Raw genomic sequence first — 12,878 nt, 5'->3', positions numbered from 1 at the left:
GAGATGTGTATAAGAGACAGTGTACATCCCGGGCCTGGGCTGTCTCAAGGGCTGCCTGATGGTGCTGCTGGTGCTCGCGGTGGCCGCGGTGGCGCTGTGGAACTTCACCCCGCTCCCCGAGTACTGGGCCAATGTCCAGGACTGGTTCACCAGCGCGAAGGACTGGGTGACCGACGTCTTCGACTCGAACAGATGACGGTGCCGCGGTGACGGCGGGGCGGCATCGGGGCCCGGTACCGGCTCCGGTCGGTGGAATTGACGTTTTGTCGACACTTCCCGGGAATTCTTGCCTTTTCCCGCCTGCCGAGCGGCCTCGGGCGGCCCGCGAAGGGTGTCCGGGCGCGTAGGTTGGTCGCTGTTGTCCCGCCCCACCGAGTGCACCGGACCCGCCCGGGGCGCTCCCGCCGCCCACGGAGCAGCATTGGCACGCAAGATCGGCAGCCGCTACACCGTCCACCAGGTGATCGGCCGGGGCTCGGCCGGGACGGTCTGGCTCGGCGAGGGCCCGGACGGTCCGGTCGCGGTCAAGCTGCTCCGCGAGGACCTGGCCGCCGACCAGGTACTGGTCGGGCGCTTCGTCCAGGAACGCGCCGCGCTGACCAGCCTCGACCACCCCCGGGTGGTCGGCGTGCGCGACATGGTGGTGGACGGCAGCGACCTCGCCCTGGTGATGGAACTCGTCCAGGGCACCGACCTGCGCTCCCGGCTGGAGCGCGACGGCGCACTGCCCCCGCAGGCCGCCGCCTCGATCATCGCGGACGTCGCCGACGGCCTGGCCGCCGCCCACGCGGCCGGAATCGTGCACCGCGACGTCAAGCCGGAGAACGTCCTGCTCGACCTGGCCGCCGCCCCGGGGCCCGGCGGCTCCCCGCGGGCCAAGCTGACCGACTTCGGGGTGGCCCGGCTGGTCGACGCCCCCCGCCGCACCCGGGCGACCAGGATCATCGGCACCCCCGACTACCTCGCCCCCGAGATCATCGAGGGCCTGGAGCCGCGCGCCGCCGTCGACATCTACGCCCTCGCCACCGTGCTCTACGAACTGCTGGCCGGCTTCACCCCGTTCGGCGGCGGCCACACCGGGGCGGTGCTGCGCCGGCACGTCACCGAGCAGGTGCCGCCGATCCCCGGCCTGCCCGACGGCCTGTGGCGGATCATCGCCGAGTGCCTGGCCAAGGCCCCGGCCTCGCGGCTGCGCGCCGCCGAGCTGGCGGCCCGGCTGCGCGAGCAGCTGCCCGCCCTGGCCGGACTGCCGGTGCTGGCCGTCCCGCAGCAGGGCCGGGCGCCGGTGGAGGAGCAGCTGACCCCGGGCGAGGCGGTGTACGCCGAGGTGGACGCCGCCCCCGGCACCCACAAGCGCCGCCGCGGCCCGGCCGTCCCGCTGGTGCCGGGCGCCGCCCCGGACTCCACCCGGGACACCCACACCAGCCTGCGCCGCCCCTCCGCGCACGAGCTGGCCTCCTACGCGGCGGAGTCGCGGGCCCAGCGGACCGCCCCGGGCACGGCCCACCGCCGCGACCGCCAGGCGCTGCTGCGCCGCCGCCGGATGCTGGCCGTGCTGCTGGCCACGATCCTGCTGCTGGCCGGGGCGGCGGCGGCCTGGACCGCCTTCGCCGCGACCGCCCCGGACGCCGGTCCCGGCCCGCGCCCGGCCACCTCCGCGACGGCTCCGCGGGCTCCCTGACCGGCGCCGTCCGCGGCCCGGGCGGCCGCCCCGACGGCGCACTCCGGGCCTCGGAGGCCCCCGGGGTCGTCATGTGCACCCCGGGAACCATTACTCTGGGGGCGTGGCAGCCGTCGATCCTTCCGAAGAGCTCAAGAACCTCGATACGACCATGGGGTCGATCGAGGCCGTCCTCGACCTGGACAAGATCCGGGCCGACATCGCGGTCCTGGAGGAGGAGGCAGCGGCCCCCACCCTGTGGGACGACGTCGCGAACGCACAGAAGGTGACCAGCAGGCTCTCCTTCCTCCAGGGCGAACTGCGCCGGGTCGAGAGCCTCCGCAGCCGCATCGACGACCTGGGCGTCCTGTTCGAGCTGGCCGAGGCCGAGAACGACGCGGACACCCGCGCCGAGGCCGAGGTCGAGCTGACATCCGTCGCCAAGGCGGTCGAGGAGCTGGAGGTCCGCACCCTCCTGTCGGGCGAGTACGACGCCCGCGAGGCGCTGATCAACATCCGCGCCGAGGCCGGTGGCGTGGACGCCGCCGACTTCGCCGAGCAGCTGATGCGCATGTACCTGCGCTGGGCCGAGCGGCACGGGTACCCGACCGAGGTCTACGACACCTCGTACGCGGAGGAGGCCGGCATCAAGTCCGCGACCTTCACTGTGAAGGCCCCCTACGCCTACGGCACCCTCTCGGTCGAGCAGGGCACCCACCGCCTGGTCCGCATCTCGCCCTTCGACAACCAGGGCCGCCGGCAGACCTCGTTCGCCGGCGTCGAGGTGCTCCCGGTCGTCGAGCAGTCCGACCACGTCGACATCGACGAGTCGGAGCTGCGCATCGACGTCTACCGCGCCTCCGGCCCCGGCGGCCAGGGCGTCAACACCACCGACTCGGCGGTGCGCATCACGCACATCCCGACCGGCGTGGTGGTCTCCTGCCAGAACGAGCGCTCGCAGATCCAGAACAAGGCGTCCGCGATGAACGTCCTCCAGGCCAAGCTGCTGGAGCGGCGCCGCCAGGAGGAGCGGGCCGCGATGGACGCGCTCAAGGACAGCGGCAGCTCGTGGGGCAACCAGATGCGCTCCTACGTGCTGCACCCGTACCAGATGGTCAAGGACGTCCGGACCGCGTTCGAGGCCGGCAACCCGCAGGCCGTGCTGGACGGCGACATCGACGGCTTCATCGAGGCCGGCATCCGCTGGCGCAAGCAGCGCGAGGCCGCCGCGCAGTAGTCGATACGGGAAAGGCCCCGACCGGAACTCCGGTCGGGGCCTTTCCCGTATGTACGGGTACCGCTGTGCAGGTGTCCGGGTACCGCCGGTACCTTCCTCAGGCCAGTGCCTGCCGCGCGAGCAGCACCACCGCGAGCAGCCCGGCCAGGACGGCCAGCAGCATCGCGGGGGAGAGCGCGGCGAACGGACCCTGCTGCTCCTGCAGCCTGGCCCGGGTGGCCCGGCAGGCGGGGCAGCGGCCCTCGCTGACGCGGCCGTTGCAGTTGGCGCACACCAGATGGTCGCAGGTCATGCGATCTCCTCCTCGCTGCTACTGCCAACGCACCGGAGCGGGCCTTGGTTCCTTGTTGTGCCCTGTGCGGCGGAGCGGTCGGGCCCGACCGCAACCTCCACTCTGCCAGGTTCCGGCGATTCCGGCCCCCGGGCTGTGAGATGGCTCCCAATTTTCAGGGCATAACCGGGCATTCTCCCCCAGTTTTCTGCCGCTGTCACGCCCTGAACCTGCGGGCCGGGCGGGCCTTCGCGTATGGTCCCAAGCCGGGAGCGGCCGTTCCGCTCCCCTCGCCCGCCCCGGGCCGGGCATGCCGGGGGGCGGACCGACCGAGGACTGGCGCCGCCTAGGATGGCCTCCGTGATGCAGCCGTGATCAGATTCGACAACGTCTCCAAGACCTATCCCAAGCAGAACCGTCCCGCCCTGGACAACGTCTCGCTGGAGATCGAGAAGGGTGAGTTCGTCTTCCTGGTCGGCTCGTCCGGCTCGGGGAAGTCCACCTTCCTGCGGCTGTGCCTGCGCGAGGAGCGGCCCAGCACCGGCGAGGTGCACGTCCTGGGCAAGGACCTGGGCAAGCTGTCCAACTGGAAGGTGCCGCACATGCGCCGCCAGCTGGGCACCGTCTTCCAGGACTTCCGGCTGCTGCCGAACAAGACCGTCGCGCAGAACGTCGCGTTCGCGCTGGAGGTCATCGGGAAGCCGAAGAGCGCCATCGGCAAGGTGGTGCCCGAGGTGCTCGACCTGGTCGGCCTCGGCGGCAAGGAGGACCGGATGCCCGGCGAGCTGTCCGGTGGTGAGCAGCAGCGCGTCGCGATCGCCCGGGCGTTCGTCAACCGCCCGATGCTGCTGATCGCGGACGAGCCCACCGGCAACCTCGACCCGCAGAACTCGGTCGGCATCATGAAGCTGCTCGACCGCATCAACCGCACCGGCACCACGGTGCTGATGGCCACCCACGACCAGGCCATCGTCGACCAGATGCGCAAGCGCGTCATCGAGCTCGACAAGGGGCTGCTGGTCCGCGACCAGGCCCGCGGCGTCTACGGGTACCAGCACTGACCGCTCGGCGCTGAACCCGTGGGCCGTCCGCCCGCCTCCTCCGACCAGCAGTACCGACCCTGGAGTTGTTGAACGCATGCGCGCCCAGTTCGTCCTGTCGGAGATCGGTGTGGGTCTCCGCCGCAACCTGACGATGACCATCGCGGTCGTCGTCAGTGTCGCGCTTTCCCTCGCCCTCGCCGGTGCCTCCCTCCTGGTCCGCGACCAGGTCAACTCCATGAAGGGGTACTGGTACGACAAGGTCGAGGTGAGCATCTACTTCTGCACCAAGGCCGACGCCCGGAACTCGCCCCAGTGCGACAAGGGCGCGGCCACGGACCAGCAGATCGCCGACATCAAGACCCAGCTGGACAAGATGGACTCGGTGGTCCAGACCTCGACCTTCGAGAACTCCACCGAGGCGTACAAGCACTGGAAGGAGATGAACCCGGACAACCCGCTCATCTCCGTCCTCGGCCCGGACGCCATCCCGCAGTCCTGGCGGGTCAAGCTGAAGGACCCGACCAAGTACGACGTCATCCAGAGCGCCTTCGCCGGCAAGCCGGGCGTCAAGTCGGTCGAGGACCAGCGGAAGATCCTGGAGAACCTCTTCGGCCTGCTGAACGGCCTCCAGACGGCGGCCTTCGTGATCATGGTGCTGATGCTCTTCGTCGCCCTGCTGCTGATCGTCAACACCGTCCGGGTGTCGGCGTTCAGCAGGCGGCGCGAAACCGGCATCATGCGCCTGGTCGGCGCCTCCAACTTCTATGTGCAGATGCCGTTCATCGCGGAGGCCGCGTTCTCCGCGCTGCTCGGCGCGGTGATGGCCTCCGGCCTGCTGCTCGGCGGGCACTTCTTCGTCCAGAACTGGCTGGCCGAGCGGGTGCAGTTCATCCACTTCATCGGCCTCTCCTCGGTGCTCGCGGTGATCCCGCTGCTGGTCGTGGTGGGTATGGGCATGGCCGGCATCGCGGCCTTCTTCACCCTCCGCAAGTACCTGAAGGTCTGACCGGACCGCGCTCCGGACGACCGGGCGGCCCCGGACGGCACTGCGCCGTCCGGGGCCGCCCGCGTTCCGCCGCCGTCCGTTCCGCCCCTCCCGGTTCCGGCCTGCGCCTAGACTCCGGTGCCATGCCCGTCTCTCCCCGTGCGACCCGTCAGGCGGCCACCCTCGGCCTGGTGTTCGGCGTGGTCCTGCTGGCCGGGGCCGCCACCGGCGCCTGGGGCGAGCAGGACGCGGCGGCCCGCCCGCCGTCGGTGGACACCGCCCAGGCCGTCGCCGCGCCCCTCGGGGCCGGCCAGGACCCGGCCGGCGCGAACCTCTCCGAGCAGCAGGCCGAGCATCTGATCGGCGCCACCGGGGACCGCTGGGGCGCGTACTACAGCGCCCAGGAGTACGCCGAGTTCAGCCAGGGCCTGGACGGCCGCTACCTGGGCGTGGGCCTGTCGGTCGGCCGGGGCGAGGACGGCGTCACCGCCGTCTCCCAGGTGCTGCCCGCCGGTCCGGCGGCCGCCGCCGGGATCGCGGTCGGCGACCGGCTGCTGCGGATCGGCGAGGACGAGGCCGACCGGCTGCCGGTCACCGAGGTGGTCGCCCGGCTGCGCGGACGCGAGGGCGCCGAGCGGCAGGCGGGCTCGGAGGTGGTGCTGGAGCTGCGGCGGGGCGAGGACGGGGTCCGCGAGGTCCGGCTGCGCCGGGCGCTGCTGGACAGCCAGCAGGTGACCGTCGAGCACCTGGCCGGAGGCGTGGTGCGGATCGCCGTCCGGGCCTTCACCTCCGGCGTGGCCGAGCAGGTGCGCGCCGCCGTGCGCGGCGCGCGCGCCGGGGTGGTGCTCGATCTGCGCGGCAACTCCGGCGGACTTGTGGAGGAGGCCGTCGGCACCGCCGGGGTCTTCCTGGACGGCGGCCCGGTCGGCTCCTACCAGGACCGCGGCGGCACCCGCGAGCTCACCGCCCCGCCCGGCGGCGACCAGCGCACCCCGCTGGTGGTGCTGGTGGACGGCGGCACCATGAGCGCCGCCGAACTGCTCACCGGCGCCCTCCAGGACCGCGGCCGGGCCGTGGTGGCCGGCACCAGGACCTTCGGCAAGGGCACCGTGCAGCAGCCCAGCCGGCTCGCCGACGGCGCCGTGCTGGAACTCACCGTCGGCCGCTACTACACCCCGGCCGGACGCTCCCCGGAGGGCGCCGGGCTGGCCCCGGACGTCCCGGCGGACGCCGCGGAGGACGCGGACGCGCTCGCCCTGCGAGTGCTCGCCGGTCTCGGCAGCCGTACGTAAAGGGGCTGCTGGAAGAGGGCCGGAGGTGCGAGAATGACGGCGCTATGGCAAAGGAAACCGGACACAAGCTGATCGCGCAGAACAAGAAGGCGCGACACGAGTACACCATCCTCGACACCTACGAGTGCGGCCTCGTGCTCACCGGGACCGAGGTGAAGTCACTGCGCGAAGGGCGGGCGAACCTGGTCGACGGCTACGCCTACATCCAGAACCACGAGGCGTGGATCGACAACGTCTTCATCCCCGAGTACACCCAGGGGACGTGGACCAACCACGCGGCCCGGCGCAAGCGCAAGCTGCTGCTGCACCGGATGGAGATCCAGAAGATCGAGACGAAGGTCCGCGACGCCGGCCACACCCTCGTCCCGCTCTCGCTGTACTTCAAGGACGGCCGGGTGAAGCTCGAACTGGCCCTCGCGGTCGGCAAGAAGCTCTACGACAAGCGGCAGACCCTGCGCGAGAAGCAGGACACCCGCGAGACGGCGCGCGCCGTGGCGGCCGCCCGGCGGCGCCAGAGTTAATCGGCTGGACCCCCGCTGGTCGCCTCGCGTAGGATGGCGCCAGCAACAAGGACGGTCACCGTCCGCGCTGTTTCTCAAAAAAACATGGGGATGATCGGTTTCGACAGGGGATGTTGAAACAGGGGAAGCGAGCCGAGGAACGCGGCAATGATCTCGTTAACCACGTGTCGCAAAAAAATAATCGCCAACTCTAAGCGCGATTCCCAGCAGTTCGCTCTCGCTGCCTAATTAAGCACCGATAGCGCTTGGGTGTCAGACCGGGGAGTTCCCGACCCGGACCCTGGCATAATCTAGGGAACTCAACCGTCCACCCGGGCTGCGGGGGTGGAGGGGAAATCAAACAGCAGCTGGGCCTGTTGGCGGCTTGTCCGCGTGACTGCCAGGGCCGAGAAAAGCACAGCGGACTGCGCTCGGAGAAGCCCTGAATTAACTCCACTGGACCCGGGTTCGATTCCCGGCATCTCCACCACCCCATGTTCACAGTGAAGGCCGTCCACCGCGTTGCGGAGGGCGGCCTTCACGTTTCCCCCGGCCTGGGCGTAGGATCGTCCGTCCGCTCGTTTCCCGGAGCGGGATTCCGCCGCAACCACCGAGGCCATGCAGAGCAACACGGACACCACTGCCACCGACCACGAGACCGTGCGCGCGCGCGAGATCGCCGGTGAGCAACGCCACCTCGACACCGTCTACCACCGTCTGGAGGAGAAGCTCGCCGAGGCCGAGTACATCCTCGAGGACGCCGCCAAGCGGGTGCACGTCGGTACTCCGGGCGCGCTCGCCGAGCGCGATGCCCAGGTCTACCGGGCCGGCGCGCATCTCCAGCGGCTCAACAACGAGTTCGAGGACTTCCTGTTCGGCCGGGTCGACCTCCAGCAGGCCGATGCCCCGGAGGAGCACGGCATCCCCTCGAACACCCCGCTCGACCCCGCCGACCCGGCCGTCGCCGAGAGCCTGCACATCGGCCGGCTCGGCGTGCTGGACGCCGAGTTCGGCCCGCTGGTGATCGACTGGCGGGCGCCGGCCGCCGCGCCGTTCTACCGGTCCACCCCGCTGGAGCCCGGCCGGGTCCTCCGGCGCCGGGTGATCCGCTCCAAGGGCCGCAAGGTGATCGGGGTCGAGGACGACCTGCTCCGCCCCGACCTCACCCCGACCCTGGACGGCGAGGAACTGCCGGTGGTCGGCGACGGCGCGCTGATGGCCTCGCTCGGACGCGCCCGCAGCCACTCGATGCGCGACATCGTCTCCTCCATCCAGAAGGAGCAGGACGAGGTCATCCGCGCCGCCGCGGCCGGGGCCACCCTGGTCACCGGCGGCCCCGGCACCGGCAAGACCGCCGTCGCGCTGCACCGCGCGGCCTTCCTGCTCTACCAGGACCGCCGCCGGTACGCCGGGGGCATCCTGGTGGTCTCGCCGACCCCGCTGCTGGTCTCCTACACCGAGGGCGTGCTGCCCTCGCTCGGCGAGGAGGGCCAGGTCGCCATCCGCGCGGTCGGCTCGCTGGTCGACGGCATCGAGGCCGGCACCTACGACACCCCGCGGGCGGCCCGGATCAAGGGCTCGGCCCGGATGGTCCAGCTGCTGCGCCGGGCCGCCCGGGCGACCCTGGAGCTGCGCGCCCCGCAGGAGCTCAAGGTGGTCGCCCGCGGCGAGGTGCTGCGGCTGGACGCGGGCCGGCTCAGGACCGTGCGCGGCAATGTCGTCGGCTCCGGCGGCACCCCGCTCAACCTGCTCCGCCCGCGGGCCCGCCGGCTGCTGCTGGACGCGCTCTGGCAGGAGGCCGTCCGCGACCTGCCCAGGCCGGCCGACCACTACGCCCGGGAGCGACGCCAGGAGGAGAAGGAGGCCTTCGACGAGTACGTCTCGGACGAGGCGCCGTTCCTGGCCTTCCTGGACGCCTGGTGGCCCGCGGTCACCCCGCGCCGGGTGCTCGGGACCCTGAAGCAGTCCCGGCACACCAACCGGATCGCCCGCGGCGCGATCACGCCGGAGGAGTCGAAGGTGCTGGCCGCCTCCTGGCGGCACCTGTCCGAGCACGGCGAGGGCGAGCTGTCGGCGCACGACGTGGCGCTGGTGGACGAGCTCCAGCTGCTGCTCGGCGAGCCGGCCAGGCCGAAGTTCCGCGAGGTCGACGCGGCGGACCTGCTGACCGGCCTGGACGAGGTCACCACCTTCGCCGACCGGAACGCCCGGCAGCGGGAGGTGCCGGCCGAGCGCACCGAGTACGCCCATGTGATCGTGGACGAGTCGCAGGACCTCACCCCGATGCAGTGGCGGATGATCGGCCGCCGGGCCCGGACGGCCACCTGGACCATCGTCGGCGACCCGGCGCAGTCCTCCTGGCCGTTCCCGCAGGAGGCCCAGGCCGCGCTGGACGAGGTGCTGTCCGGCAAGCCGCGCCGCCGCTACACGCTGACCGTGAACTACCGGAACCCGGCCGAGATCGCCGAGGTGGCGGCCAAGGTGCTGGCGCTGGCCGCGCCGGGCACCCCGTCGCCGAGCGCGGTGCGGCACGTGGGCGTCGAGCCGAGGTTCGCGGCCGTCACCGACCCCTCGCCGGAGGTCTTCGGCGCGGCCGCCCGGGCCGAACTGGAGCTGCTGCTGGGCGAGGTGGACGGCACGGTGGCCCTGGTGGTGCCGATGGACCGGCGGGCCGAGGCGGCCCGCTGGACCGAGGGGCTGGGCGAGCGGGTGGTGACCCTGGGCAGCCTGGAGGCCAAGGGCCTGGAGTACGACGCGACCGTGGTGGCCGACCCGACCGGGATCGCCGGCGAGTCGGAGGCGGGCCTGCGGGTGCTGTACGTGGCGCTCACCCGGGCGACCCAGCGGCTGACCGTGCTGTCCGGGCCGGACGACCTGCCCGACGCGGCCGGGACGCCCGCGCTGCTGCGCGGCTGAGCGCGCCGCCGTCCGCCCGAGCGGGCGTCTGACGGAGTGTGACGGCCGGCCCGCCCGGACCGGCCGTCACCGGGCCGCCGGACCGCTGCGCGGCGTCGGCGGCGAAGCACCGCGGCGGAGCACGACGAAGGCCCCTCACCCGGTGGGTGAGGGGCCTTCAGAAGCTACGACACCGACCCGCCATGCTCGCCTCGCGGCAAGTGGTCCCTCGAAGGGACGAAGGTTGGGCCCGGGGGCTTGGATCGAGCCGGTGTCCCGTCCAATGTAACGCATCGGGCGCCGGAGGCAAGAAGTTGTCGGGTCCGCACACTCAATGAACGTTATTTCTGACTACGCCCTGGTAGGTGCGACGATCGAGGTCTAGCATGCGCAGGCGAGGGACTTCAACAAACTGTTGAACTCGCGGACGGACGGACGGAAGAAGGAACGTCGATGGCGACGGTGCCCAGTGTCTCCAACTCGATCACGGTGCGGCTGGAGGTCCCGGCCACGGGCAACGCCGTCAGCGCGATCACCACGGCGGTGGAGTCCTCCGGCGGCTCGGTGACCGGCCTCGACGTCACGGCCTCCGGCCTGGAGGCGCTCCGGATCGACGTGACTGTGGCCGCCACCTCGGTGGCGCACGGCGAGGAGATCGTCGAGAAGCTCCGGACCATCGACGGCGTCACGATCGGCAAGGTCTCGGACCGAACCTTCCTGATGCACCTCGGCGGCAAGATCGAGATGTCCTCGAAGCTGCCGATCCGCAACCGTGACGACCTCTCGATGATCTACACCCCGGGTGTCGCCCGGGTCTGCATGGCGATCGCCGAGAACCCCGAGGACGCCCGCCGCCTCACCATCAAGCGCAACAGCGTCGCCGTGGTCACCGACGGCTCCGCGGTGCTGGGCCTGGGGAACATCGGTCCGGCCGCCGCGCTGCCGGTCATGGAGGGCAAGGCGGCCCTGTTCAAGCGCTTCGCCGGGATCGACGCCTGGCCGATCTGCCTGGACACCCAGGACACCGACGAGATCGTGGCCATCGTCAAGGCGATCGCCCCGGGCTTCGCCGGCATCAACCTGGAGGACATCTCCGCGCCGCGCTGCTTCGAGATCGAGGCCCGGCTGCGCGAGGCCCTGGACATCCCGGTCTTCCACGACGACCAGCACGGCACCGCGATCGTGGTGCTGGCGNGCCCTGGACATCCCGGTCTTCCACGACGACCAGCACGGCACCGCGATCGTGGTGCTGGCGGCGCTGATGAACGCGCTCAAGGTGGTCGGCAAGGAGATCTCCGAGATCCGGGTGGTGATGTCGGGTGCCGGCGCCGCCGGCACCGCGATCCTCAAGCTGCTGATGGCGGCGGGCGTCGAGCACGCCACCGTGGCGGACGTGCGGGGCGTGGTCCACCAGGGCCGCGACGACCTCAACGACAACCTGCGCTGGATCGCCGATCACACCAACCGCTCGGGCCGCACCGGCAGCCTCAAGGAGGCCGTGGCGGGCGCCGACGTCTTCATCGGCGTCTCGGCCCCGAACCTGCTGGACGGCGAGGACCTGGCCACCATGGCCGGGGACGCGATCGTCTTCGCGCTGGCCAACCCGGACCCGGAGGTCGACCCGGCGGTGGCCCGGCAGACCGCCGCGGTGGTCGCCACCGGCCGCAGCGACTTCCCGAACCAGATCAACAACGTGCTGGTCTTCCCGGGCGTCTTCCGCGGCCTGCTGGACGCCCAGAGCCGCACCGTCAACACCGAGATGATGATCGCCGCCGCCCGGGCGCTGGCCGCCACCGTCGGCGACGACGAGCGCAACCCGAACTACATCATCCCCAGCGTGTTCCACAAGGACGTGGCCAAGACCGTGGCCGCCGCCGTTCGGGAAGCCGCCCTGGCCGCCGCCTCGGAGGCGCCCGCGCCGTCCCGTCCGACCCCGGGCATCGTCGGCACGCTCGACACCGCGTCCTTCCCCGCTGTGCGGCTCTGACCTCGGAATCCGTCGACGGGCCCCTGCGCCGGGCCCGGCATCCGGCTTCCGCGGCGCTGCCCGCGCGGTGACGTGGATCGATCAAATGACCGATTAACGGTCGTACCCGCCCATTCCCGCCCCGAACCCTTGCGACACAAGGGCGAGGGGCGTGTTTGGGCTTGTCGGACCTAGGGCGTACGGTAGCCCTGCACGGGGCAGGCGTGTCCGACAAGTACGGAACGTCCCCCTGGTCTTCCGGCGCGTCGTCCCGACCGCCGCCCGCGCCCGGTCCGCCGGAGCCGACGGAGCGTCACACCTCCGGCGGGCGGGCGCTGTTCGGGTCGTTCCGCCGGGGCCCGATTGGCTTTCTCGGGGCCGGTCGGGGCAGGATTCGTATCCGGGCAGGCAGGCGGGCCTTCGAAGGCACGGCGCGCGGCACTGGGTGCGGACCCGGCCCGCGACCACGCATTGCCTGCATGAGCACAGTGTGCGGACCCGCGGCCCATCGGGGTGCCTCCCGTTGGGAGTACCGACGGGCCCCGGCACACCGCAAGCGAACAGACCACAGGAGTACACATGAACCGCAGTGAGCTGGTGGCCGCGCTGTCCGAGCGCGCCGAGGTGACCCGCAAGGACGCCGACGCCGTTCTGGCCGCCTTCGCCGAGATCGTCGGCGAGGTCGTCGCCAAGGGCGACGAGAAGGTCACCATCCCCGGTTTCCTGACCTTCGAGCGCACCCACCGCGCGGCCCGCACCGCCCGCAACCCGCAGACCGGCGAGCCGATCCAGATCCCCGAGGGCTACAGCGCCAAGGTGAGCGCCGGCTCCAAGCTGAAGGAAGCCGCCAAGGGCGTCTGAACGACCCCTTGAACGCCCGGGAGGCCGGGTCCCCCTCGTGGGGACCCGGCCTCCTGCCGTTGTCCGGGGGCCCCGGCGGCCCCGGAGGGCCGCCGGACGCACCGGTCAGGCGTCGACGAGCTCGCTGCTCGGCTCGCCGGCGGCCACCGCGGGCAGCTCGCCCGGCAG

Annotated in this window: 10 protein-coding genes, 1 other RNA gene and 1 pseudogene; 11 read left to right on the top strand and 1 reads right to left on the bottom strand. The window is 71.8% G+C overall.

Going from position 1 to position 12,878, the window contains the following annotated elements:
- Positions 1–19: 19 nt before the first annotated feature.
- The 3 genes from VR45_RS47820 to prfB all read left to right on the top strand — a co-directional run bounded on the left by VR45_RS47820 (position 20) and on the right by prfB (position 2,897).
- Positions 20–196 (top strand): hypothetical protein, encoded by a 177-nt coding sequence (locus VR45_RS47820; RefSeq protein ID WP_199925910.1) that lies wholly within the window; start codon positions 20–22, stop codon positions 194–196.
- A gap of 225 nt (positions 197–421) precedes the next feature.
- Complete coding sequence (locus tag VR45_RS06475) at positions 422–1,681, top strand: serine/threonine-protein kinase (RefSeq protein WP_045938707.1); 1,260 nt, start codon at positions 422–424, stop codon at positions 1,679–1,681.
- Between the two features lie 103 nt (positions 1,682–1,784).
- Positions 1,785–2,897 carry a peptide chain release factor 2 gene (gene prfB / locus VR45_RS06470; protein WP_045938706.1) on the top strand — a complete coding sequence of 371 codons (1,113 nt, stop codon included), beginning with the start codon at positions 1,785–1,787 and terminating at the stop codon, positions 2,895–2,897.
- 97 nt (positions 2,898–2,994) lie between these two features.
- On the opposite strand, the gene VR45_RS06465 is transcribed toward prfB, so the two are convergent.
- Complete coding sequence (locus VR45_RS06465) at positions 2,995–3,189, bottom strand: hypothetical protein (protein WP_045938705.1); 195 nt, start codon at positions 3,187–3,189, stop codon at positions 2,995–2,997.
- Between the two features lie 350 nt (positions 3,190–3,539).
- Between VR45_RS06465 and ftsE the strand changes: the two genes are divergently transcribed.
- The 8 genes and pseudogenes from ftsE to VR45_RS06430 all read left to right on the top strand — a co-directional run bounded on the left by ftsE (position 3,540) and on the right by VR45_RS06430 (position 12,710).
- Entirely contained in the window at positions 3,540–4,229 is a 690-nt protein-coding gene (gene ftsE, locus VR45_RS06460; protein ID WP_030394280.1) for a cell division ATP-binding protein FtsE, read from the top strand.
- 76 nt (positions 4,230–4,305) lie between these two features.
- Positions 4,306–5,217, top strand: coding sequence for a permease-like cell division protein FtsX (gene ftsX / locus VR45_RS06455; RefSeq protein WP_030394279.1), 912 nt, complete (start codon positions 4,306–4,308; stop codon positions 5,215–5,217).
- A gap of 122 nt (positions 5,218–5,339) precedes the next feature.
- Positions 5,340–6,488 carry a S41 family peptidase gene (locus VR45_RS06450; RefSeq protein ID WP_045938704.1) on the top strand — a complete coding sequence of 383 codons (1,149 nt, stop codon included), beginning with the start codon at positions 5,340–5,342 and terminating at the stop codon, positions 6,486–6,488.
- 44 nt (positions 6,489–6,532) lie between these two features.
- On the top strand, positions 6,533–7,009 hold the full coding sequence (gene smpB / locus VR45_RS06445) for an SsrA-binding protein SmpB (RefSeq protein ID WP_043474758.1): 477 nt from the start codon (positions 6,533–6,535) through the stop codon (positions 7,007–7,009).
- A gap of 86 nt (positions 7,010–7,095) precedes the next feature.
- Positions 7,096–7,478, top strand: a transfer-messenger RNA (tmRNA) gene (gene ssrA / locus VR45_RS43275).
- A 128-nt stretch (positions 7,479–7,606) separates the two neighbouring features.
- Positions 7,607–9,904 carry a UvrD-helicase domain-containing protein gene (locus VR45_RS06440; RefSeq protein ID WP_045938703.1) on the top strand — a complete coding sequence of 766 codons (2,298 nt, stop codon included), beginning with the start codon at positions 7,607–7,609 and terminating at the stop codon, positions 9,902–9,904.
- 432 nt (positions 9,905–10,336) lie between these two features.
- A pseudogene (locus tag VR45_RS06435) lies at positions 10,337–11,870 on the top strand (NAD-dependent malic enzyme).
- 558 nt (positions 11,871–12,428) lie between these two features.
- A complete protein-coding gene (locus VR45_RS06430) occupies positions 12,429–12,710 on the top strand; it encodes an HU family DNA-binding protein (protein WP_045938702.1) in 282 nt (93 codons plus the stop codon).
- Positions 12,711–12,878: the final 168 nt, after the last annotated feature.

The sequence above is a fragment of the Streptomyces sp. NRRL S-495 genome (assembly GCF_000966955.1).
GTDB classification, from domain to species: domain Bacteria; phylum Actinomycetota; class Actinomycetes; order Streptomycetales; family Streptomycetaceae; genus Kitasatospora; species Kitasatospora purpeofusca.
This window is presented reverse-complemented; position numbering and strand designations above follow the sequence as displayed.